This window comes from Achromobacter sp. GD03932 (assembly GCF_029839485.1).
GTDB lineage: Bacteria > Pseudomonadota > Gammaproteobacteria > Burkholderiales > Burkholderiaceae_B > Achromobacter > Achromobacter bronchisepticus_A.
Genome location: NZ_JAOCAT010000009.1, coordinates 16,290 through 37,957, shown reverse-complemented (window position 1 = coordinate 37,957; position 21,668 = coordinate 16,290). Strand labels below are relative to the sequence as shown.

At 66.5% G+C, this 21,668-nt stretch carries 20 protein-coding genes; 14 read left to right on the top strand and 6 right to left on the bottom strand.

Translation table 11 applies throughout. The annotated features are described in order from the left end of the window. Window positions 1-25: 25 nt before the first annotated feature. Entirely contained in the window at window positions 26-907 is an 882-nt protein-coding gene (locus N5C88_RS10540) for a GntR family transcriptional regulator (RefSeq protein WP_280015288.1), read from the bottom strand. 157 nt (window positions 908-1,064) lie between these two features. Between N5C88_RS10540 and N5C88_RS10535 the strand changes: the two genes are divergently transcribed. From N5C88_RS10535 to N5C88_RS10515, 5 genes are read left to right on the top strand one after another with little or no spacing between them, the layout of a single operon-like run. Continuing rightward, window positions 1,065-2,171 (top strand): C45 family peptidase, encoded by a 1,107-nt coding sequence (locus tag N5C88_RS10535; protein ID WP_059374723.1) that lies wholly within the window; start codon window positions 1,065-1,067, stop codon window positions 2,169-2,171. A 50-nt stretch (window positions 2,172-2,221) separates the two neighbouring features. Continuing rightward, on the top strand, window positions 2,222-3,793 hold the full coding sequence (locus tag N5C88_RS10530; protein WP_280015287.1) for an ABC transporter substrate-binding protein: 1,572 nt from the start codon (window positions 2,222-2,224) through the stop codon (window positions 3,791-3,793). 6 nt (window positions 3,794-3,799) lie between these two features. Beyond that, the gene (locus tag N5C88_RS10525; RefSeq protein ID WP_013392266.1) at window positions 3,800-4,744 is read left to right on the top strand and encodes an ABC transporter permease; all 945 of its coding nucleotides are present in this window, start codon (window positions 3,800-3,802) and stop codon (window positions 4,742-4,744) included. 7 nt (window positions 4,745-4,751) lie between these two features. Then, window positions 4,752-5,573, top strand: a complete 822-nt coding sequence (locus tag N5C88_RS10520; protein ID WP_059374719.1) for an ABC transporter permease — start codon at window positions 4,752-4,754, stop codon at window positions 5,571-5,573. Continuing rightward, on the top strand, window positions 5,570-7,345 hold the full coding sequence (locus N5C88_RS10515) for an ABC transporter ATP-binding protein (RefSeq protein WP_280015286.1): 1,776 nt from the start codon (window positions 5,570-5,572) through the stop codon (window positions 7,343-7,345). Before N5C88_RS10520 ends, N5C88_RS10515 begins: the two co-directional genes overlap by 4 nt. Before the next feature lie 10 nt (window positions 7,346-7,355). Here N5C88_RS10515 and N5C88_RS10510 read toward each other — a convergent pair whose 3' ends face one another. From N5C88_RS10510 to N5C88_RS10495, 4 genes are all read right to left on the bottom strand, one after another. Beyond that, complete coding sequence (locus N5C88_RS10510; protein WP_059374714.1) at window positions 7,356-7,700, bottom strand: antibiotic biosynthesis monooxygenase; 345 nt, start codon at window positions 7,698-7,700, stop codon at window positions 7,356-7,358. After that, window positions 7,697-8,800: a cytochrome gene (locus tag N5C88_RS10505; protein WP_280015285.1), complete on the bottom strand. Its 1,104-nt coding sequence runs from the start codon at window positions 8,798-8,800 to the stop codon at window positions 7,697-7,699. Before N5C88_RS10505 ends, N5C88_RS10510 begins: the two co-directional genes overlap by 4 nt. 72 nt (window positions 8,801-8,872) lie before the next feature. Continuing rightward, a complete protein-coding gene (locus N5C88_RS10500) occupies window positions 8,873-9,733 on the bottom strand; it encodes an NAD-dependent epimerase/dehydratase family protein (RefSeq protein WP_280015284.1) in 861 nt (286 codons plus the stop codon). Between the two features lie 75 nt (window positions 9,734-9,808). After that, window positions 9,809-11,455 (bottom strand): electron transfer flavoprotein-ubiquinone oxidoreductase, encoded by a 1,647-nt coding sequence (locus tag N5C88_RS10495; RefSeq protein ID WP_165867786.1) that lies wholly within the window; start codon window positions 11,453-11,455, stop codon window positions 9,809-9,811. Between the two features lie 112 nt (window positions 11,456-11,567). Between N5C88_RS10495 and N5C88_RS10490 the strand changes: the two genes are divergently transcribed. The 3 genes from N5C88_RS10490 (at window position 11,568) to N5C88_RS10480 (ending at window position 13,565) form a co-directional block, all read left to right on the top strand. Then, window positions 11,568-12,017 (top strand): acyl-CoA thioesterase, encoded by a 450-nt coding sequence (locus N5C88_RS10490; protein ID WP_059374708.1) that lies wholly within the window; start codon window positions 11,568-11,570, stop codon window positions 12,015-12,017. A gap of 184 nt (window positions 12,018-12,201) precedes the next feature. After that, window positions 12,202-12,900: a CoA transferase subunit A gene (locus N5C88_RS10485; protein WP_025137174.1), complete on the top strand. Its 699-nt coding sequence runs from the start codon at window positions 12,202-12,204 to the stop codon at window positions 12,898-12,900. 11 nt (window positions 12,901-12,911) lie between these two features. Beyond that, complete coding sequence (locus N5C88_RS10480; RefSeq protein WP_054450695.1) at window positions 12,912-13,565, top strand: CoA transferase subunit B; 654 nt, start codon at window positions 12,912-12,914, stop codon at window positions 13,563-13,565. Between the two features lie 44 nt (window positions 13,566-13,609). Here the strand turns inward: N5C88_RS10480 and N5C88_RS10475 are convergent, their stop codons facing one another. After that, window positions 13,610-14,068, bottom strand: coding sequence for a GNAT family N-acetyltransferase (locus N5C88_RS10475; protein ID WP_059374706.1), 459 nt, complete (start codon window positions 14,066-14,068; stop codon window positions 13,610-13,612). Window positions 14,069-14,259: 191 nt separating this feature from the next. Here N5C88_RS10475 and N5C88_RS10470 point away from each other — a divergent pair, with 191 nt between their 5' ends. The 6 genes from N5C88_RS10470 (at window position 14,260) to gsiD (ending at window position 21,575) form a co-directional block, all read left to right on the top strand. Further along, a complete protein-coding gene (locus N5C88_RS10470) occupies window positions 14,260-15,135 on the top strand; it encodes a MurR/RpiR family transcriptional regulator (protein ID WP_059374704.1) in 876 nt (291 codons plus the stop codon). Then, entirely contained in the window at window positions 15,132-16,112 is a 981-nt protein-coding gene (locus N5C88_RS10465) for an isoaspartyl peptidase/L-asparaginase (protein WP_059374702.1), read from the top strand. Before N5C88_RS10470 ends, N5C88_RS10465 begins: the two co-directional genes overlap by 4 nt. A gap of 44 nt (window positions 16,113-16,156) precedes the next feature. After that, entirely contained in the window at window positions 16,157-18,037 is a 1,881-nt protein-coding gene (locus N5C88_RS10460; RefSeq protein ID WP_054450703.1) for a dipeptide ABC transporter ATP-binding protein, read from the top strand. 67 nt (window positions 18,038-18,104) lie between these two features. Beyond that, complete coding sequence (gene gsiB / locus N5C88_RS10455) at window positions 18,105-19,658, top strand: glutathione ABC transporter substrate-binding protein GsiB (RefSeq protein WP_059374697.1); 1,554 nt, start codon at window positions 18,105-18,107, stop codon at window positions 19,656-19,658. An 89-nt stretch (window positions 19,659-19,747) separates the two neighbouring features. Beyond that, window positions 19,748-20,668 carry a glutathione ABC transporter permease GsiC gene (gene gsiC / locus N5C88_RS10450; RefSeq protein ID WP_013392281.1) on the top strand — a complete coding sequence of 307 codons (921 nt, stop codon included), beginning with the start codon at window positions 19,748-19,750 and terminating at the stop codon, window positions 20,666-20,668. Between the two features lie 7 nt (window positions 20,669-20,675). Further along, window positions 20,676-21,575, top strand: a complete 900-nt coding sequence (gsiD, locus tag N5C88_RS10445; RefSeq protein WP_059374694.1) for a glutathione ABC transporter permease GsiD — start codon at window positions 20,676-20,678, stop codon at window positions 21,573-21,575. Window positions 21,576-21,668 lie beyond the last annotated feature (93 nt).

Genomic DNA, 21,668 nt, shown 5'->3' with positions numbered 1-21,668 from the left:
GACGAATGAAGATGGAGAGGGCCGGTTAAGACACTTGCAGCGAGGTCTTCAAGTGGCGCCGCATGAGCTGCGAAGCCCATTCCTGGTCGCCGGCCTCGAGCGCGTCGATGATCTGCAGGTGTTCGCTGCTGGAGTTGACGAAGCGCGCGTCGCGGTAGAACGCGGCGTGCTCTTCCAGCCGGCGCAACTGGTTCTGCTGCTGCACCGCCTGCAGGATGTAGCGGTTGCCCGAGAAGCGGGCCAGCATCTCGTGGAACGAGGCGTTGAGATTGAAGAACTCGGTGGCCGAGATGTCGGCGTCGCTGCGCGCCGCCAGCGCTTCATGCGCGGCGCGCATGCGCGCCAGCGCTTCCCGGTCCAGGCGGAAGGTGGGCTCCAGCAGGCCGGCGCATTCGATGGTCATGCGGAAACGGTAGCTCTCGTTGAGCGCGTCGCGGTTTTCCAGCGACGGCGCGAACTGCCAGCCATGGCCCTTGCGCTTTTCGATCAGGCCGTCCGCGGAAAGCTGCAGCAGGGTCTTGGCCAGCACGCTGCGCGGTGCCGGATAGCGCTGCTGCAGGTCGCGCTCGGTAAAGGTTTCCGGCAGCTCGCGCGAGGCGCGGTCATCGATCAGGCGCCGGTACAGCTCGTCCTGGGTGGGGCCTGCGCCCTCGATGGCGGGAGGCGCGGCCGCCGCGTGCGCCGCCACCGTGTAGCCGCTATTGGGGCGGTGCGTGATGAGGCCCTGCGCGGCCAGCAGCTTGAGCGCGCCGCGCACGGGCGTGCGCGAGACCTCGTAGCTCGCCGCCAGCGTTTCCTCCGAGAGGTGGTCGCCGGGCGCATGGCGCCGGGCCACGATGTCTTCCGCGATATGGCGCGCCAGGTCGACTTGCAGCGGAGTGGGGCGGGCGGGAGCGGCGTTGGACATGGGGGATGGGCGCGAAGGGCGGCAGAGTCGGAATGGTACCGGAGAGCTACGCGCGCGGCGTTCGCGGTGATGGCCCCGGGGAAACCCTTGTATTGAACTTTTTCATATATTAGTACAAAATTTGTCCGTCTTGAACCTTGCTCCGGAGCCTTGAGCCGTGACTTTGCCCACTCCCTTCCCCCTGGTCGATGTACAGGGCAGCCCATACGAGCGGGGCCGCCAGCATGGCGCCGCCGTCCCCGAGCGCGTGGCGCGCAGCGTGGCCCTCTACCGCGGGCAGCTGGAGCGGCGCGGCGTTGCCGCGGACCGCTTGAAGGAACTGGCCGCCGCCATGGTGCCGGTGGTGGGCGACTATGACGCGGCCTACCTGGAAGAGCTGCGCGGCATCGCCGACGGATCGGGCCAGGCGCTGGAGGACGTGGTGGTCATCAACTGCCGCACCGAAATGATGTTCGGCCATGCCGAGCTGGGCCGCGCCCGCAAGGGGCTGGACGATGGCTGCACCGGCCTGGTCGTGCTGCCCGAGGCCGCCGCCGGCGGCAAGCTCATGCATGCCCATAACTGGGACTGGCGCGAGGAATGCGTGGACACCGGCATCGTGCTGCGCATGCGCCGCGAAGACGGTCCCGACCTGCTGGTGTTCACCGAGGCGGGCAGCCTGGCGCGCCACGGCTTCAACAGCGCGGGCGTTTCCCTGTCCGGCAACTTCCTGTCCTGCGAGCACGACTATCAGCGCCCGGCCGAGGTGCCGCTGGTGCTGGTGCGGCGCAAGATGCTGGAAGCCTCCAATATCTGCAACGCCATGAAGGTGCTGTGGGCCTCGCGGCGCTTCTGCTCCAACAACCTGATGCTGGCGCAGGCGCAGGGCGAGGCGGTCGATCTGGAATGCTCGCCCGACGAAATCTTCTGGATCACGCCCGAAGACGGCCTGCTGGTGCACGCCAACCACTGGATCAGCCCGCCCGCGCGCGCCAAGCTGTTCGACAAAGGCCTGGCTGCCAATCCGGATTCGATCTACCGCCAGCGCCGCGTGCAGGACATGCTGGCGCGCGCCGCCGGCGGCATCGACTGGGACACGGTCAAGCGCATCCTGGCCGACGACTTCGCCGCGCCCGACGGCGTGCTGCGTTCGCCCAAGCCGGCCAGCTTCGACAGCATCTCGGCCACGGTGGCCACCACCTTGATGGAGCCGGCCAGCGGCGTGATGTGGATCGCGCGCAAGCCCTACGAAGGACGCAACTTCGCGGAGTACCGGCTCTTCTGAGCCGGCCCCCAGACCCATATGCGGCGAGCGCCGCGCCTGGAGTGATCCCTATGAATTCGCATGCTACGCACGCCAAGAACGCGCTGCTGTTATCCGCCGCGCTGGCCGCCGCCGCGGCCGGCCTGCCAGCCGCCGTGCGGGCGCAGGCCGCCGCGCCCGAAATCCGCTACGCCGAAGGTTCGGGCACGCCGACCACGCTGCCTGGCGGGCGGTCCCGCAACACTTCCACCGACAACGTGCTGGCGCACGTGGTGGAGTCCCTGGTGGCGCTGCGCGCCGACATGAGCGTGGCCCCCATGCTGGCCGACAGCTGGACGCTGTCCGACGACAAGCGCGCCTATACCTTCAAGCTGCGCCAGGGCGTCACTTTCCATGACGGCACGCCCATGACCTCGGCCGACGTCAAATGGACCTACGACTACCTCAACGGCGCCCAGTCCGAGTATTCCTGCAAGAACCTCTATGACGGCAGCAAGGGCGCCAAGGTCGTGGCGGTGGAGACGCCCGATCCCGCTACCGTGGTGTTCAGGCTGGAGCAGCCCTACGCGCTGTTCCTGGACCAGATGGCCAGCGTGCAGTGCCCGATGCCGGTGCTGAGCGCCAAGAGCGTCGACGCCGAGGGCAAGTGGGCCAAGCCCATCGGCACCGGGCCCTACGTGCTGGCGGAATGGAAGAAGGAACAATACCTGCTGCTGACGCCGTACGCCGGCTACAAGCCGCGCGAGGAAGCGCCCAGCGGCATGGCCGGCAAGAAAACGGCACAGGCCAACGTGCGCTTTGTGGTGATTCCGGATGCGGCCGCGCAGAAGGCGGCGCTCATGGCGGGCCAGGTCGACGCCTACAACGCGGACGAGGACAATCTGCCGGCCAAGGACCCGCGCTGGAACATCGTCACCGAGCAGGGTCTGGACACGGTCAACCTGCTGATGCAGACGCGCGCGCCGCTGCTGTCGGACGTGAACATGCGCCGCGCCATCGCGCTGGCGCTGGATTTTCCCGGCATTGCCAAGGCTTTGAGCAACGGCCACGCGGCCTATAACCCGTCCCTGGTGCCCGCGGCCAGCGTCTATTACTCCGAAACCGACCGCGCCGGCTACGAAAAGAACCTGAAGGAGGTCAAGCGCCTGCTGGACGCCGCCGGCTATCGCGGCGAACCCCTGAAGCTGCAGGCCAACAAGCGCTATCCCTATCTGTACCGCGTCGCGGTGGTGACGCAGCAGCTGTTGGGCAAGGCCGGCATCAAGGCCGAGCTGGACATGCTGGAATGGGGCACCCAGGTGACCAACTTCCGCGAAGGCAAGTTCGAGCTGATGGCATTCGCCTATTCGGCGCGCACCGAGCCCGCGCTGATGTTCCGCGACGTGATCGGCGACAAGTCCAAGACGCCCATGGCCCAGTGGGAAAGTCCGGAGGCCGCGGCCATCCTGGAAGGCATAGAAGCCGAGTCCGATCCCGCCGTGCGCAAGCAGGCCTTCGATAAGCTGCATGCGCTGATGCTGCGCGACGCGCCGCTGCTGATGTACTACAACAAGCCCGGCTATGTGGTCGTCTCCAGCAAGCTGGAGGGCTTTACCGGCTGGCCGCTGCGCAAGCCGCGTTTCTTCAACGTGACCAAGAACTGAGGCGCCGTGCTGGGCTATCTACTCAAGCGCATCGCGGCGTCGGTGCCCACCGTGATCGTCGTCACGGTGCTCGTGTTCGCGCTGATACGCGCGATCCCCGGGGATCCGGCCTCGCTGATGCTGGGCGATATCGACAACCCGGCGCTGCTGGCCGAAATGCGCCACGCGCTGGGGCTGGACCGTCCCGTTGGCGAGCAGTTCCTGATCTGGGTGGGCAACGCGCTGCAGGGCGACCTGGGCATGTCCATCGCGCGGCGCGAACCCGTGATGCACCTGGTGCTGACGCATTTCGCGGTGACGGCCCAGGTGGTGCTGACCGCCACGCTGCTGGCCTGCCTGGTGGCGGTGCCCGCCGGCATGGTGGCCGCGTGGCGCCAGAACCGCCGCGCCGACACCGCCATCGTGTCGACCTCGATCCTGTTCGTGTCCATGCCCAGCTTCTGGGTCGGCATCCTGCTGATCTGGCTGTTCGGGGTGAAGCTGAACTGGCTGCCGGTGTACGGCTTCGAATCCATCGCCCAGGGCGGATTGGGCGCGGCGCGCTACCTGGTGCTGCCGGTCTGCGCCATCGTGCTGACGGAAATCGCCGCCATCACGCGCATGATGCGCGCCAGCACCATCGAGACGCTGCGGCTGGAATACGTGGCGCATGCGCGCGCCAAGGGCCTGCCGGAAAAGCGCGTCATGCTGCGCCATGTGCTGCCCAACTCGTTCGGCCCCACCTTGACGGTGATCGGCCTGATGTTGGGACATCTGTTGTCGGGCGCGGCGGTGATCGAGACCGTGTTCACGCTGCCGGGCATCGGCCGGCTGCTGGTGGAAAGCATCTATGCGCGGGACTACCCCGTGGTGCAGGGCTGCCTGCTGTTCATCGCGCTTTTGTACGTGGCGGTCAACCTGGTGGTGGATCTGCTGTATCCGCTGTTCGACCCGCGCGTGAAGCTTCAATAGGATCATCATGGGCTTTAAACATACCAATGCCGTCCTGGGCGGCGCGCTGGTCGGGGGCGTCGTGCTGCTGGCCCTGGTCGGGCTGGTGTACACGCCGCACGATCCGCTGGAAGGCGATCTGCTGGCGCGCTTTGCGCCGCCGTCGGCGGAGTACTGGCTGGGCACCGACGAGTTCGGCCGCGACGTGCTGTCGCGGCTGATGGCGGGCGCCGGGGTCAGCGTGGCGGTCAGCGTGTTTTCCGTGCTGCTGGCGCTGCTCCTGGGCACGACGATAGGCGTCACGGCCGGCTACGCGGGCGGCTGGGTCGATCGCGGCATCACCGTGCTGGTGGAGTCGCTGATGGCGTTTCCCGGCCTCTTGCTCGCGCTGGGCATCATGACTGTGCTGGGACCGTCCAAATGGGGCGTGGTGCTGGCGCTGGGCCTGGCGTATTCGCCGTCGGTGTCGCGCATTGCGCGCGGCGCGGCGCTGTCCCTGCGCCAGCGCGATTTCGTCATCGCCTCGCGCGCCACCGGGCATGGCGGCCTGTGGACCGTGTTCCGCCACGTGCTGCCCAACTGCCTGCCGCCGCTGCTCATCTTCGCGACCTCGATCTTCGGTTCCGCCCTGCTGGCGGAAAGCGCGCTGAGCTTTCTCGGCCTGGGCGTGCCGCCGCCGCTGGCCACCTGGGGCGGCATGCTGTCCGAGAGCCGCAACGCCATGGACCAGGCCATCTGGCTGGCGGTATTTCCGGGCGCCATGATTTCGTTGAGCCTGCTGGGCATCAATCTGCTGGGCGACGCGGTGCGCGACCTGCTGGATCCGCGCATGCGGGGGGTGATGGCATGAGCGCTGCAGAACCCCTGCTGTCGGTGCGCGACCTGGAGATCCGTTTTCCCGGCAAGCGCGACGCCGCGCCTGTGGTGAACCGGGTGTCGTTCGATCTGCACGCCGGCGAATCGCTGTCCATCGTCGGTGAGTCCGGCAGCGGCAAGACGCTGATCGGCAAGACCCTGTTGGGCCTGTTGCCCGACTCGGCGCGCATCACGGGCGGACAGGCGCTGTTCGAAGGCCAGGACTTGCTGCGGCAGGCGCCGCGCGATTGGCTGGCGATGCGCGGCACCGGCATCGGCATGGTGTTCCAGGAGCCGATGGTGTCGCTCAACCCGGCATTCCGCGTGGGCGAACAACTGATCGAGGCGCTGGTGCTGCGCCGTGGCATGGCGCGCCGCGAGGCCTGGGACGAGGCGGTCCGGATGCTGGAGCGGGTGCGTGTGCGCGACGCGCAGGATTGCATGAAGCGCTACCCGCATGAATTCTCCGGCGGCATGCGCCAACGCATTCTGCTGGCCGGCGTGATGCTGCTCAAGCCGCGCCTCCTGATCGCGGACGAACCCACCACCGCGCTGGACTGCGTGGTGCAGAAGGAAGTGTTGGACCTGATGTGCGAACTGACGCGCGAGCAGGGCACTGCGCTGATCTTCATCAGCCACAACCTGGCCCTGGTGGCGGCATACACGCAGCGCGTGCTGGTGATGTGCCGCGGTCTTGCGGTCGAGACCGGGCCAGTGGCCGAGGTCCTGTCGCGGCCGGCGGATCCATACACGCTCAGCCTGCTGGACGCGCTGCCCAAGCGCGGTCCGGCCCGTCCCGCCGTCGAAGGGCCGCCCATTCTGCAGGTGGACGGATTGGCAATCGACTACTCGGTCCGCGAGGGCTGGTTCCGCAAACGCGCAGTGCGCGCCGTGCACCGCGCGACGTTCGCGGTGGCGCCGGGGGAAACGCTGGCCATCGTCGGCGAGTCGGGCAGCGGCAAGACCACGGTCATGATGTCCATCCTGGGGCTGGTGCCGCAGGCGCAGGGGCGGATTGAACTGGATGGCCAGGCCTTGCCCGCGGGCGGTTCGGGCCAGTCTTGGCAGGCGGCGCGCCGGCGCGTGCAGATGGTGTTCCAGGATCCCTATTCATCGCTGGACCCGCGCATGACCATCGGCGACCTGGTGGGGGAAGGCCTGCGGCTGGAAGTTGGCATGACGGCGGAAATCCGCCGCAAGCGCGTGGCCGAGGCGCTGCGGGACGTGGGCCTGGGCGAGGGCTACGCGGAGCGCTATGCGCACGAACTCTCTGGCGGCCAGCGCCAGCGCGTGGCCATCGCGCGGGCGCTGGTGCTGCGGCCCGAGGTCATCATCGCGGACGAGCCGGTGTCGGCGCTGGACGTCACCGTGCAGAAGCAGGTGCTGGAGACCCTGATGTCGCTGCAGCGCTCGCATGGCTTTGCCTGCCTGCTGATTTCGCATGACCTGGGCGTGGTCGAGCAGATCGCCGACCGCGTGGTGGTGATGCTGCGCGGCCATATCGTCGAAGAAGGCACGCGCGATGAAGTGTTCGACCGGCCCACGCATCCCTACACGCGCCGTCTGTTGCAGGCAGTGCCGGAACTGCGCGGCAACCGGACCGAGGGCTTTCGCGTGGAAGTGCGCGACCTGCCGGCGGGCCCGGGGCGCGACGAGGCCGATTACTTCGATCCCTCATCCGCGCCGGGCCTGCCCGCGATGACGGCGGTGTTCGAATCCGGCGCCACCCATCGGGTGGCGCTGGCGGCAGCCGCGGCCGGGGCCTGAGGCACAGGCCTCAGCCGTGCCGCTCGCGGCTGTCGGCGGGTGCCGCGTCGCGCTGGTTCATGCCATAGTCGCGCAGCACCTGCGCCACGCGCAGGCGGTAATTGGCGAAGACGCCGCCGCGCCCCGCTTCCTGGGCCCGGCGGTGCGACTCCAGCGTGCGCCAGCGCTGGACCGCCGCTTCATCGCGCCAGAACGAGAGCGACAGCAGCTTGCCCGGCTCGGACAGGCTCTGGAATCGTTCGACCGAGATGAAGCCGTCCACGGCCTTCAGTTCGTCGATCAGGCCGGCGGCGATGTGCAGATAGGGATTGGGGTCGCCGTGGGCGGGTTCGACTTCGAATATCACTGCGATCATGGCGCTTGCTCCTCGGAAAAATCAAACTGCGGCACGCGCGCGTTGGGCAGCGGCCGGTAACGGAAACGGGCCGCCAGCGCGGCGGCATCCAGGCCTGCGCGCAGCAGGCGCGTGAGCGCGCCCGCCGCATGCTGGCGGGCCGGCAGGCGGCCGGGGCAGGCGTGCCCGAACGCGCCGAAAATCCAGTGCGCCTCGGGCTGCGCCGTGGCGGCCGCGGCCAGCACCAGCAGCACGGTCTGGCCGGCTTCGATGTATAGACCGCCGACGTCGATGCCGGCGGCGAGATAGCGCCGCGTGTTGTGCAGCGGCGGGTCGCTGCGTTCCACGTCATCCATCAGCGCCAGCGCCGCATCGCCCGTGAGGTCCGCGCGCAGGCCGCGCCGTCCGGCCAGGATGATGGCGTTGCCCAGCAGGCCTGCGCCGGCCTCGCAGGATTGGAACAGCAGGCCGGCCAGATTGGCGGCCAGCAGCGCCGGCGCTATTCCCGCCCGCGCGCCGTCGTCGCGCAGCCGGCGCAAGGCGGGCGCGGCGTCTGGGGCCTGCAGATGCGACTCCAGGCGTGCCTGCAGACGCTGCGCGGCGGCGTGCCCCGCTTCAATGCGATCCGCCGCTGCGGTGGCGGGCAGCGCGGACAGGAACGCCGCGATATCGGCGGCGCAATCCGCGTACAGGCCTGGCGGCAGGCCCAGGAACGCGGCTTGCGCATGTACCGGCGCGGCGCTCAGGTAACGGTCGACGGCCGCGGCGTCCAGCGGGCCCGGATCCGGCCACATGGGCATACAGGCCTGCGCCGTCTGTTCGCGGAGGTAGGCGCTCAGCAGGGTCTTCACCTGCGTGTGCGTTGCGCTGTCGTTCATGCGCACGAAGCGGCCAAAGAGTTCGCCCGCCGGGCCTGGGCACAGTGCCTTGGGCACGGGCTCCGCCGCCGGACGCACGCGCGCGGCCGGATGTTGCATGATGGCCGCTATCGTGTCCGGATGGCTGGCCACCCACAGGTCCAGCGCCGCCTCGCGATACAGCGGCCGCTCGCGCGCCAGCGCGGCGTAGTACGGGTAGGGGTCGGGGTGAGTGACCGCCTGCAGGGGATGGGCAGGATGCATGGCGATGGCCGGTAATGGATACGGCCGCCAGTATCCGCCAGCCTCGACGGTCACGATTCGATGCGCGGCGAACTATGCCTGCGGCGCGTCCGGGTTGCCTGCCGCTGCCAGCAGTGCGGCATAGCCGAGCCGCGAGTCCGGCCATTGCAGGGCGAAGCCGCTGGCGCGCAGGCGGGCGTTGCTCAGCTTCTTGCTGCCGACGTTGGCCGGCGCCGCCGCCTCGCGCGGCGCGGGGGCGCCGATCAGCCTGGCGAGGTCGGCGTAGAGCTCGTGCAAGGGCAGCGGCGTATCGTCGCAGCCTATGTAGACGGGCGCGGCGTGGGGCAGCAGCGCCAGGTGGACCACGGCCGCTGCCGCGTCGTCGATGTGGATGCGGTTGGCCCAGTGTTGGGGAGAGGCCGGCGCGCCTGCCGCGCCTTGGCGCAGGCGTTCGATCAGTTGCAGGCGTCCGGGCCCATACAGCCCTGCCAGCCGCAAGGCGGTCGAGGGCAGGCCGCGGGCCGCCAACGCGGCTTCGGCTTCGAGCAGGATGCGGCCATTGCTGCCCAGCGGCGCGGGCGGCGTGTCTTCGTCGACCCAGCCGCCCTCGTGTTCGCCGTAGACCGCGCTGGATGAGACGAACACGATGCGCTTGAGCTGCGTGGCGTCCAGTGCGTCCAGCACGTGTTGCAGGCCATCGACGAATACCGCGCGATAGGCGGCGGCTTCGCGCGCGCCGGGCGCGGGCAGGTGGATGAGCCGGGTGACGCCATCGGGCAGGGCGGGCAGTCCGTCGGCGCGGGAAATGTCGCCCCGCAGCCAGCGGATGCCGTCCGCAGTTCCGGCCGGCGGATTGCGGCGCAGCGCGTAGACTTCGTCGCCGCGCGCGAGGAAGCGCCGGGCCGCGCGCTGACCCAGGTCGCCGCAGCCGATGAGGAGTACGCGTTCAGTCATGGATAGTCCTGCCTGTCGAAAAAAAAGGCGCCCCGCGGGGCGCCTGTGGTGGCCGGGCGCGGGCGTCCGGTAGCTTTACATGCCGCTGTAGACGGGCCCTTCGCCGCCTTGCGGGGCCACCCAGACGATGTTCTGGGTCGGGTCCTTGATGTCGCAGGTCTTGCAGTGCACGCAGTTCTGCGCGTTGATCTGCAGGCGGTCCTCGCCGTGGTCGTCCTTGACGAATTCGTACACGCCCGCCGGGCAGTAGCGCGATTCCGGGCCGCCGTACTTGGCCAGGTTGACCTGCACCGGTATGGAGGGATCCTTGAGCGTCAGGTGGATGGGCTCGTTCTCGTCATGGTTGGTGTTCGAGATGAACACCGAGCTGAGCTTGTCGAAGGTGAGCTTGCCGTCGGGCTTGGGGTAGTCGATGCGCGCGCATTGCGATGCGGGCTGCAGACAGGCGTGGTCGGGCTTGTTGTGGCGCAGGGTCCAGGGCATCTTGCCCTTGAGCAGCAGCTGTTCGACGCCGGTCATCACGGTGGCGACGGTGCGGCCCTTCTTGAACCACTGCTTGAAGTTGCGCGCCTTGTTCAGCTCCGCATGCAGCCAGGAAGCCTCGAAGGCCGCAGGGTAGGCGGCCAGCTCGTCCTGGCGGCGGTCGGCGAGCAGCGCGTCGAACGCGGCTTCGGCGGCCAGCTTGCCGGACTTGATGGCGGCGTGGCTGCCCTTGATGCGCGAGGCATTGAGGAAGCCGGCCTCGCAGCCGACCAGCACGCCGCCCGGAAAGGTCAGCTTGGGCAGGGCCAGCAGGCCGCCCGCGGTGATGGCGCGCGCGCCGTAGGCGATGCGCTTGCCGCCTTCGAAGGTGCCGCGGATGGCGGGGTGCGTCTTGTAGCGCTGGAATTCGTCGAACGGCGACAGCCAGGGGTTGGCGTAGTCCAGGCCCACGATCATGCCCACCGCCACCAGGTTGTTGTCCAGGTGATAAAGGAAGGAGCCGCCGTAGGTGTCGGCGTCCAGCGGCCAGCCGGCGGTGTGGATCACCAGGCCGGGCTTGGATTGGGCCGGATCGACTTCCCACATTTCCTTGATGCCGATGCCGTAGGACTGAGGATTGCGGCCGTCGTCCAGCTTGTAGCGGTCGATCAGCTGGCGGCCCAGCTGGCCGCGCGCGCCTTCGGCGAACACGGTGTAGCGGGCGTGCAGTTCCATGCCGGGCTGGTAGTGGTCGGTGTGCGAGCCGTCGCGGGCCACGCCCATGTCGCCGGTGGCCACGCCGCGGACGGCGCCGTTCTCGTCGTACAGCACTTCCACGGCCGCGAAGCCCGGGAAGATGTCCACGCCCAGAGCCTCAGCCTGCTCGCCCATCCACTTCACCACGTCGCCCAGGCGGACGATGTAGTTGCCTTCGTTGTGGAAACAGGGCGGCAGCAGCCAGTTGGGCGTGGTGCGCGCGCCGGTTTCGGACAGGAACATGAACTTGTCATGCGTGACGGGCACGTTCAGCGGCGCGCCTTTTTCCTTCCAGTCGGGGATGAGCTCGGTCAGCGCCAGCGGGTCCATGACGGCGCCGGACAGGATGTGCGCACCCAGTTCCGCGCCCTTTTCAAGTACGCAGACGCCGATTTCCTGATTCTTCTCAGCGGCCAACTGCTTAAGACGGATAGCAGTGGCCAGGCCGGCGGGTCCACCGCCAACCACGACCACGTCATATTCCATCGACTCGCGTTCAGACATTGCAAAGCTCCCCGTATGTATTCCATATATGGCTGGAAGTATTATCGGCGATTGTATTGCAGGCGGAGGCCATGGTTGCCTTCGTATTTCTTTTAGCCATCAGGAGCAATTGGTGAACGCGGACAAAACCTCAGCGCGGATCCTGGCCGTGGGAGATATCCATCAAGTCGAACTGCCTTTGCGGTGGGGCGACTCGGACGCTCTGAACCATCTGAACAATGCGATGTATTTCCGCCTCATGGAAGAGGCCCGGATACAGATACTCTATGGCGCGGGTTTCGCGCTGCCCGCCGATCAGGGACTCATCCTGGCGCATGCGTCCTGCGATTTCCTGCGGCCGTTGACCTATCCGGCCAATGTGCTCGTGACGCACAAGCTCATGCGCATAGGCCGCTCCAGCGCGGAATTCGAATTGCTGCTGGAGAGGGCGGGCGACGAAGGCGGTCCTTATGCCCGCGCGCGCAACGTGCTAGTCTGGATGGACTATGTGGCCAATGCGTCCGCCCCGTGGCCGCATGAGGTGCTGGTCAAACTGGGCGCCATGTTCAAGCCCGGGGCTTGAATCGGCGCCGGCCAAAATAGCGCGTGCGTTGGCCGGCCATGCCGGTAAAATCAGCGCAAAATCAAAAAAGCAATAAGGGCGCGCCACCCTAGGCGCCAGCCGCACAGGACTCCGTACGGTGTTGCTGGGCCGGCGCCGGCAGCCGCGCCCTCTTCAAGTTCGACCTTAACTAGGAGTTGGAGCGATGGACAAGGTTTTTGCAAGCGCCCAGGAGGCGCTGGCAGGCATCGTCAAGGACGGCCAGATGATTGCCGTGGGCGGTTTCGGCCTTTGCGGCATTCCCGAGGCACTGATCGCCGCGCTGCGCGATTCGGGCGTGAAGGACCTCACTTGCATCAGCAATAACGCGGGCGTCGACGGCTTCGGCCTGGGCCAGCTGCTCAATACGCGCCAGGTCCGCAAGATGATTGCGTCCTACGTGGGCGAAAACAAGGAATTCGAGCGCCAGTATTTGTCGGGCGAACTCGAGCTGGAGTTCACGCCCCAGGGCACGCTGGCCGAGAAGCTGCGCGCCGGCGGCGCCGGCATCCCGGCCTTCTTCACCCGCACCGGCGTGGGCACCATCGTGGCCGACGGCAAGGAAATCCGCGAGTTCGACGGCCAACAATACGTGATGGAGCGTTCGCTGGTGCCGGACGTGTCGCTGGTCAAGGCGCACATCGCCGATCGCAGCGGCAACCTGGTGTTCCGCAAGACCGCCCGCAACTTCAATCCGAACGTCGCCATGGCGGGCAAGTTCACGGTGGTCGAAGTCGAGGAAATCGTTGATACCGGCAGCCTGGATCCCGATCAGATCCATCTGCCCGGCATCTATGTGCATCGGATCGTGCTGAATGCCACGCCCGAAAAGCGCATCGAACAACGCACCACTCGCCCGGCCTAAGGAGAACAGACATGGCATGGTCCCGCGATGAAATGGCGGCACGCGCCGCGCGCGAGCTGCAAGACGGCTTTTATGTGAACCTGGGCATCGGCCTGCCGACCCTGGTGGCCAACCACGTGCCCAAGGGCATGGAAGTGTGGCTGCAATCCGAGAACGGCCTGCTGGGCATCGGCCCGTTCCCCACCGACGATGAAGTCGACGCCGACCTCATCAACGCAGGCAAGCAGACGGTCACGACCTTGCCCGGCTCCTCGATCTTCTCGTCGGCGGATTCGTTCGCGATGATCCGCGGCGGCAAGATCAACCTGGCCATTCTTGGCGCCATGCAGGTGTCCGAAAAGGGCGATCTGGCCAACTGGATGATCCCGGGCAAGATGGTCAAGGGCATGGGCGGCGCCATGGACCTGGTGGCGGGCGTTGGCCGCGTCGTGGTCCTGATGGAGCACGTGGCCAAGAAGAAAGACGGCACCGAGGACATCAAGCTGCTGTCCGAATGCAACCTGCCGCTGACGGGCGTGGGCGTGGTCGACCTGATCATCACCGACCTGGGCGTAATGGAAGTCACCGAAAACGGCCTCAAGCTGCTGGAAACGGCGCCGGGCGTGACGGTGGACGAGATCAAGTCCAAGACCCAGGCCAAGCTGGACGTGTCGGCAGTCAAGTAATCCTTGCGCCGCACCCACGAAAAACGCCCCTCCGGGGCGTTTTTTTATGCCGTTTCGTCGAGCCGCATTCCCACATGCGGGATGCCGTCCTCGATGTATTCCTCGGTGACCTGCACAAAGCCGTGGCCGCCGTAGTAGTTGCGCAAGCGGGCCTGGGCACCCAGATACATGGCGCGGCCGGGCCAGCGCAGGCGTACTTCCTGCATCGCATGGCGGATCAGTTCGTGGCCCAGGCCCTGGCCGCGGGTCCAGGGGGCGGTGATGACGCGTCCGATCTCGATCTGGCCGTCCTTCAGCGACGGATCCAGGATGCGGCAATAGGCCGCGAGCTTGCCGTCCTGCCAGGCCATCAGGTGCGAGGTCTGCCCGATCAGATCCTTGCCGTCCATGTCCTGGAAGATGCAATTCTGTTCAATGACAAAGACTTCCGTGCGCAACTGCAGGATCGCGTAGATCTCGGTCACGGTCAGTTCCTGGTGCGGCTTGCAGATCCAATCGGGCATAGCGTCAATCCGGTGTGGCGGGGGTGGGAGGCCATTAGGGCGGGCCTTAGCGTACCTCAAACCGACCCCGTTTTATTTGATGCACTGTTACATGTTTTCACGGGTATACCCTTAGTATGAAAATCTATTTTCTTATCTAAAATTTGTTTGTAAACAGATTTACATAAACTCCCGCTACACCTCCCTCCTCGATGAACAAGGCTGCACTTACGATTGCTGACCGGATCGCCCGGGCCCAGCCCGCGCTGAGCCGTACTCAGCACAAGATGGCCGAGTACGTGCTGGCGCACCAGTTCCGCGCCGCCACCATGACCATCGATGAGTTCGCCGCGGCAGTGGGGGTATCGGTGGCGACCGCCAACCGGTTTGCGCGCGCCCTGGACCTGCCGGGCTATCCGCAGTTCCGCGCCGAACTCGCGCGTGGCTTCGAGGCGGCGCTGGAGCCGGTGGAAAAGCTGCGCACCGAACTGGCGCATTCCGCCAGCGCCGTGCAGATCTTCGCCGCCACGCTGGAAGAAGACATCCGCAACGCCCAGCGCAACCTGCAGTCGCTGGACGCCGCCGCCTGCGAACAGGCAGTGGAAGCCATCCTGGCCGCCGACCGCGTTTTCATCATCGGTTTCGGCGCCAGCGGCTTCCTGGCCGGCCTGTTGCAGCGCGGCCTTTGCATGCATCTGCATTCCGTCGAATCGCTGGCCGGTCCTGGCGGCGTGTCGCACGCGGCGCGCCAGATGGCGCGGATGACGTCCAAGGACCTGGTGATCGCCATCGGCTTTCCCCGCTATCTGGCCGACACGGTGACGCTGGCCGGAGCCGCCAAGCAGGCCGGCGTGCCCGTGCTGGTGCTGACCGACAAGCCCACCTCGCCGCTGGCGCCCACGGCTTCCGTGCTGCTGTATGCGTATTCCGCGCGCCAGCTGATTCCCAATTCCGAAACCGCTGCCCTGGGGCTGATCGAAGCCCTGTCGGCCGCGGTGGCCTATCGGGCCAAGAATTCCGTCGCGGCCGCCGCTGGGGTAACCCAGTCCGTCATGCCGTGGCTCATCCATGGAGTAGGTAAACGATGATTCAACCCGTGATCGCGATTCACGGTGGCGCCGGCGCGATGTCCCGCGCGGCTATGTCGCCCGAGAAAGAACAGGAGTACCTGAGCGCGCTGGAATCCATCCTGACCGCCGGCCAGGCCGTGCTGGCCCGGGGCGGCAGCGCCCTGGACGCCGTGACCGAAGCCGTCCGTCTGCTGGAAGACTGTCCGCTGTTCAACGCCGGCCATGGCGCCGTGTTCACCAGCGCCGCCACCCACGAGCTGGACGCCGCCATCATGGACGGCGCCACGCTGCGCTCGGGCGCGATCGCCGGCGTGCACCGCGTGCGCAACCCGGTATTCGCCGCGCGCAAGGTCATGGAAAACAGCAAGCACGTGTTCTTCGTGGGCGAGGGCGCCGAAGCCTTCGCCAAGGAAGAAGGCGTGGAACTGGTCGATCCTTCCTACTTCTCCACCGAAGCCCGCCGCGAACAGCTGCTGCGCGTGCAACGCGAAACGCCGGAAGCGGCGGTGCTGGACCACGACGGCCAGGCGCTGGTCGCGCGCGGCCAGCCGGCGCCGGCCGATCCGCTGGACTCGGACAAGAAGTTCGGCACGGTGGGCGCGGTGGCGGTGGACGCCCAGGGCAACCTGGCCGCGGCCACTTCGACCGGCGGCATCACCAACAAGCAGGTCGGCCGCGTGGGCGACGCGCCGCTGATCGGCGCCGGCACCTATGCCAGCAACAAGACCTGTGCGGTGTCCACCACGGGTACGGGCGAAATGTTCATCCGCATGGTCGCCGCCTATGACGTGGCGGCCCAGATGGAATATTGCGGCGCGTCGCTGGAAGCGGCCGCCGACCGCGTCGTGCATGAAAAGCTGCCCACCATCGAGGGCAAGGGCGGCCTGGTGGCTGTCGACGCCCAGGGCAATGTGGCCTTGCCGTTCAACACGGAAGGCATGTATCGGGGTTACGCCCGCGTCGGCGAGAAGCCGGTCACCGCTATCTACCGATAAGCGGCGGCGGGTTCGTTTTTTCAGTATTTGGGGAATCAAAAGAGATGGTTGATCGCGCAAACAGCCTGGCGCTGCCGGAAAACCGCGTGGTCCAGGTCGACGACCTGACAGTGCGCTTCGTGGGATCGGAGCGCACGGTCGAAGCCGTGCGCAATCTGTCGTTCCATGTGGACCGGGGCGAGACCCTGGCCATCGTGGGCGAATCGGGTTCGGGCAAATCGGTGACGTCCCTGGCGCTCATGCGTCTGGTGGAGCACGGCGGCGGGCGCATCGCCCAGGGCAGCATGGCCCTGCGGCGGCGCAACGGTTCCGTGATCGACCTGGTCGGATCCAGCCAACGCGAAATGCGCAGTGTGCGCGGCGCGGATATGGCCATGATCTTCCAGGAGCCGATGACCTCCCTGAACCCGGTCTTCACCGCCGGCGACCAGATCGCCGAATCGATCCGCCAGCACCAGGGCAAGGACGCCGCGGCCGCGCGCGCCGAGGCGCTGCGCATGCTGGAACAGGTCCGCATTCCGGAAGCCAAGTCGGTGCTGGACCGCTACCCGCACCAACTGTCGGGCGGCATGCGCCAGCGCGTGATGATCGCGATGGCGCTGGCCTGCAAGCCGGCGCTGCTGATCGCCGACGAACCCACCACCGCGCTGGACGTCACCATCCAGGCGCAGATCCTGCAGCTCATCCGTCAGTTGCAGGAAGAAATGCACATGGGCGTGGTGTTCATCACCCACGACATGGGCGTGGTCGCCGAAGTGGCCGACCGCGTGCTGGTCATGTACCGCGGCGACAAGGTCGAGGAAGGCCCGTCCGAGCAGGTATTCGCCTCGCCGCAGCACCGCTACACCAAGGCGCTGCTGTCGGCCGTGCCGAAGCTGGGCGCCATGCAGGGCACGGACCTGCCCGCGCGCTTCCCGCTGCTGCAGGCCGAAGGCCAGGCCCAGCCCGAGGCCGCTCCCGTCAGCGCGCCCGCCGCGCCGGATGCCAAGCGCGAGCCCATCCTGAGCGTGCGCAAGCTGGTCACCCGCTTCGATCTGCGCGGCGGCATCATGAGCCGCGTGCAGCGCCGCGTGCATGCCGTGGAGCAGGTCAGCTTCGACCTGTTCCCCGGCGAGACGCTGTCGCTGGTGGGCGAATCCGGTTGCGGCAAGTCCACCACCGGCCGTTCGCTGCTGCGCCTGGTCGACAGCCAGGGCGGTGAAATCCGCTTCGGCGGCCGCGACATCGTGCGCCTGAAGAACACCGAACTGCAGTCCCTGCGCCGCGACATCCAGTTCGTGTTCCAGGACCCGTTCGCCTCGCTCGATCCGCGCGTGACGGTCGGCTTCTCCATCATGGAGCCGCTGCTGGTGCACGGCGTGGCCCGTGGCCGCGATGCCGAGCGCCGCGTGGCCGAGCTGCTGGAGCGCGTGGGCCTTCCCGCCGAAATGGCGCAGCGCTATCCGCACGAATTCTCGGGCGGCCAGCGCCAGCGCATCTGCATTGCGCGCGCCCTGGCCCTGAACCCCAAGGTCGTGATCGCGGACGAATCCGTGTCGGCGCTGGACGTGTCGATCCAGGCGCAGATCGTGAACCTGCTGATCGACCTGCAGCGCGACATGGGCATTTCCTTCCTGTTCATTTCGCATGACATGGCCGTGGTCGAGCGCGTCAGCCACCGCGTCGCCGTCATGTACCTGGGCCAGATCGTGGAGATCGGTCCGCGCCGAGCCATTTTCGAGAATCCGCAGCACCCTTACACCAAGAAGCTGATGTCCGCCGTGCCGATCGCCGATCCGGCCCGCCGCCACATGAAGCGCACGCTGTTGTCCGACGAAATCCCCAGCCCTATCCGCAAGCTCGGCGACGAGCCGGTGGTGCAGCCGCTGGTGCAGGTCGGAACGGATCACTTCGTCGCCCGGCATCCGGTCGGCGGAGCGTATTGAGTCAGTCGTCGTAATTGTTTTTCTTCCACCAAACCCCCTAATTCCTTTTTTGGAACCAGGAGTTGCAATGATGAAAGTTCTGCGCCCCACCAAACTGATGGCCGCCGCTGCGCTGGCCTTCGGCGTGATCGCGTCGCCGCTGGCGCATGCCGCCAAGGACGTGACGTTCGCCGTCTCCATCGCGCTGGAAACGCTCGATCCGTACAACACCAACAGCACGCTGAACCAGGCGGCCGGCAAGGCCTACTACGAAGGCCTGTTCGAATTCGACAAGGACCTGAAGATCCAGAAGGTTCTGGCCACCGACTACACCGTCAGCGAAGACGGCCTGGTCTACACCTTCAAGCTGCGTCCCGGCGTGAAGTTCCATGACGGCACCGATTTCAACGCCGAAGCCGTCAAGATCAACTTCGACCGTCCGGCCAATCCGGACAACCGCCTGTCGCGCTACATCCAGTTCAGCGTCATCGACAAGACCGAAGTGGTCGATCCGATGACCGTCAAGATCACGCTGAAGAAGCCGTTCTCGGCCTTCATCAACGCGCTGGCCCACCCGGCCGCCATGATGATCTCGCCCGCCGCGCTGGCCAAGTACGGCAAGGAAATCGGCTTCCACCCCGTGGGCACCGGTCCCTTCGAATTCGTCGAATGGAAGCCGGCCGAATACCTGAAGGTCAAGAAGTTCGACGGCTACTGGAAGAAGGGCTACCCCAAGGTCGACACCCTGACCTTCCGTACCGTGACGGACAACAACACCCGCGCCGCCGTGGTGCAGACGGGTGAAGCGCAGTTCGCCTTCCCGGTGCCGTTCGAGCAAGCCGCCGTGCTGAAGAAGAACGACAAGCTGGACGTGGTCGATCACCAGAACTCGATCATGGCGCGCTACCTGTCGATGAACACGCAGCAAAAGCCGTTCGACAACGTCAAGGTGCGTGAAGCCATCAACTACGCCATCAACAAGGAAGCCCTGGCCAAGGTCGCTTTCTCGGGCTATGCCACCATCGTCGACGGCGTCGTGCCGCAAGGCGTGGACTACGCGTACAAGACCGGCCCGTGGCCGTACGACATCAAGAAGGCCAAGGCCCTGCTGGCCGAAGCCGGCTACCCCAACGGCTTCGAAAGCCAGCTGTGGTCCGCCTATAACGACGGCACCTCGGTGAAGGTGGTGCAGTTCCTGCAGCAGCAACTGGCGCAAGTCGGCATCAAGGTGTCGGTCGAAGTGCTGGAATCGGGCCAGCGCGTGCAGCGCGTCCAACAGGTGCAGAAGCCTGAAGACGCCAAGGTCCGCATGTACTACGCCGGCTGGTCGTCCTCGACCGGCGAAGCCGACTGGGGCCTGCGTCCGCTGCTGACCACCGCCGCGTTCCCGCCGGTGCTCAACAACGTGTCGTACTACTCGAACAAGTCGGTGGACGACGGCATCCAGCAAGCCCTGGCCACGACCGACCGCGCCAAGAAGACCGAGATCTACAAGAACGTTCAGGAAACCATCTGGAAGGACGCCCCGTGGGCCTTCCTGGTGACCCAGAACAACCTGTACGTGAAGTCGAAGAACCTGTCGGGCGTGTACGTTGAGCCGGACACCTCGTTCTGGTTCGGCGACATCGATCTGAAGCAGTAAATCTGGCAGTCACTCTCGGGGCCTAGTCGCCCCTGTAAGGCCACATACGGCGGGGGCGCGGTGTCCCCGCCGATGTTGCAGGAATTTCAATGCTGACCTACATCGTCAAACGTCTTTTGGGCATGATCCCCACGCTGCTGCTGGTGGCCGTGGTCGTGTTCCTGTTTGTGCACATGCTTCCGGGCGACCCGGCGCGACTGGCCGCGGGCCAGGAGGCCGACCAGCAAACCGTCGAGCTCGTGCGCAAGGAACTGGGACTGGATCTGCCCCTGCCGCAGCAGTTCGTGCGCTACTTCAGCCACATGCTGCAAGGCGACCTGGGTACCTCCTTGCGTACCAAGCGCCCCGTCTCGACCGAAATCGCCGACCGTTTCATGCCTACCTTGTGGCTCACGCTCGCCAGCATGGTGTGGTCAGTGACCTTCGGCATGATCATCGGGATCGTGTCGGCGGTATGGCGCAATCGCTGGCCCGACCGTCTCGGCATGACGCTGGCGGTGTCCGGCATCTCGTTCCCCGCGTTCGCGCTGGGCATGATGCTGATGCAGGTCTTCTCCGTGAACCTGGGCTGGCTGCCTACCGTGGGCGCCTCGACCTGGCAACACTACATACTTCCGTCCATCACGCTGGGCGCCGCCGTGGCGGCCGTGATGGCGCGCTTTACCCGGGCTTCCTTCGTGGAAGTCATCCAGGAAGACTTCGTGCGGACCGCCCGCGCCAAGGGCCTGACCGAGCGCCGCGTCGTCATCAAGCATGCGCTGCGCAATGCGCTGATTCCCGTCGTCACGATGATGGGCCTGCAGTTCGGCTTCCTGCTGGGCGGCTCCATCGTGGTCGAGACCGTGTTCAACTGGCCTGGCCTCGGCCGCCTGCTGGTGGACGCCGTGACCCAGCGCGACTATCCGGTGATCCAGGGCCTGGTGCTGCTGTTCTCGCTGGAATTCATCCTGATCAACCTGATTGTCGACGTGCTCTATGGCGTCATCAATCCCAGCATCCGTTACAAGTGAGGCGGCCATGAGCAATACGACACCCGCCACGACCATCGCCGCCGTTCCCAAGAACGACGTGCGCACGCCGGCCACCGAGTTCTGGCGCAAATTCAAGAAGCAGAAGCTCGCCGTCGGCGCGGGCCTCTTCGTCCTGCTGCTCGTCGTCGTCGCGGTTTTCGCGCCGTGGATCGTGCCGTTCGATCCGGAGAACTTCTTCGACTACGACGCCCTGAACGCCGGGCCTTCCGCGACCCACTGGCTGGGCGTGGACTCGCTGGGCCGGGACATCTTCAGCCGCATCATCATGGGCGCGCGCATCTCCTTGGCCGCGGGCTTCCTGTCGGTCGCCATGGGCGCCATCGTCGGCACCTTCATGGGCCTGATGGCGGGCTACTACGAAGGCTGGTGGGAACGCATCACGATGCGTATCTCCGACGTGCTGCTGGCGTTCCCCGGCATGCTGCTGGCCATCGGCGTGGTTGCCATCCTGGGTTCCAGCATGGTCAACGTGATCGTGGCCGTGGCCGTGTTCAGCGTGCCGGCGTTTGCCCGCCTGGTGCGCGGCAACACGCTGTCGATCAAGCAGATGACCTATGTCGAAGCGGTCAAGAGCGTGGGCGCGTCCGACTGGACCATCATAATGCGCCACATCCTGCCCGGCACGATCTCGCCGATCGTGGTGTACGGCACGATGCGTATCGGCACGTCGATCATCACCGCGGCCAGCCTGTCGTTCCTGGGCATGGGCGCTTCGCCTCCCACGCCGGAGTGGGGCGCGATGCTGAACGAAGCGCGCGCCGACATGGTGATCGCGCCGCACGTGGCGATCTTCCCGGCGCTGGCGATCTTCTTCACGGTGCTTGCGTTCAACCTGCTGGGCGACGGCCTGCGCGACGCGCTCGATCCCAAGATCGACCGCAAGTAATCCTGCCGCCGGTCCTCCCTGAAGGGCCGGCGTGGAGGGCGAATCTTTGCGCCGTCGCCCCAGGGCGGCGGCGTTTTACATTCAGGAGCGTGG

Bases quoted from the DNA above. Each gene is read 5' to 3' on its own strand.
- N5C88_RS10540 (WP_280015288.1), bottom strand. From the start codon at position 907: ATGTCCAACGCCGCTCCCGCCCGCCCCACTCCGCTGCAAGTCGACCTG.
- N5C88_RS10530 (WP_280015287.1), top strand. From the start codon at position 2,222: ATGAATTCGCATGCTACGCACGCCAAGAACGCGCTGCTGTTATCCGCC.
- N5C88_RS10520 (WP_059374719.1), top strand. From the start codon at position 4,752: ATGGGCTTTAAACATACCAATGCCGTCCTGGGCGGCGCGCTGGTCGGG.
- N5C88_RS10515 (WP_280015286.1), top strand. From the start codon at position 5,570: ATGAGCGCTGCAGAACCCCTGCTGTCGGTGCGCGACCTGGAGATCCGT.
- N5C88_RS10510 (WP_059374714.1), bottom strand. From the start codon at position 7,700: ATGATCGCAGTGATATTCGAAGTCGAACCCGCCCACGGCGACCCCAAT.
- N5C88_RS10505 (WP_280015285.1), bottom strand. From the start codon at position 8,800: ATGCATCCTGCCCATCCCCTGCAGGCGGTCACTCACCCCGACCCCTAC.
- N5C88_RS10500 (WP_280015284.1), bottom strand. From the start codon at position 9,733: ATGACTGAACGCGTACTCCTCATCGGCTGCGGCGACCTGGGTCAGCGC.
- N5C88_RS10495 (WP_165867786.1), bottom strand. From the start codon at position 11,455: ATGTCTGAACGCGAGTCGATGGAATATGACGTGGTCGTGGTTGGCGGT.
- N5C88_RS10485 (WP_025137174.1), top strand. From the start codon at position 12,202: ATGGACAAGGTTTTTGCAAGCGCCCAGGAGGCGCTGGCAGGCATCGTC.
- N5C88_RS10480 (WP_054450695.1), top strand. From the start codon at position 12,912: ATGGCATGGTCCCGCGATGAAATGGCGGCACGCGCCGCGCGCGAGCTG.
- N5C88_RS10475 (WP_059374706.1), bottom strand. From the start codon at position 14,068: ATGCCCGATTGGATCTGCAAGCCGCACCAGGAACTGACCGTGACCGAG.
- N5C88_RS10470 (WP_059374704.1), top strand. From the start codon at position 14,260: ATGAACAAGGCTGCACTTACGATTGCTGACCGGATCGCCCGGGCCCAG.
- N5C88_RS10465 (WP_059374702.1), top strand. From the start codon at position 15,132: ATGATTCAACCCGTGATCGCGATTCACGGTGGCGCCGGCGCGATGTCC.
- N5C88_RS10460 (WP_054450703.1), top strand. From the start codon at position 16,157: ATGGTTGATCGCGCAAACAGCCTGGCGCTGCCGGAAAACCGCGTGGTC.
- gsiB (WP_059374697.1), top strand. From the start codon at position 18,105: ATGATGAAAGTTCTGCGCCCCACCAAACTGATGGCCGCCGCTGCGCTG.
- gsiC (WP_013392281.1), top strand. From the start codon at position 19,748: ATGCTGACCTACATCGTCAAACGTCTTTTGGGCATGATCCCCACGCTG.
- gsiD (WP_059374694.1), top strand. From the start codon at position 20,676: ATGAGCAATACGACACCCGCCACGACCATCGCCGCCGTTCCCAAGAAC.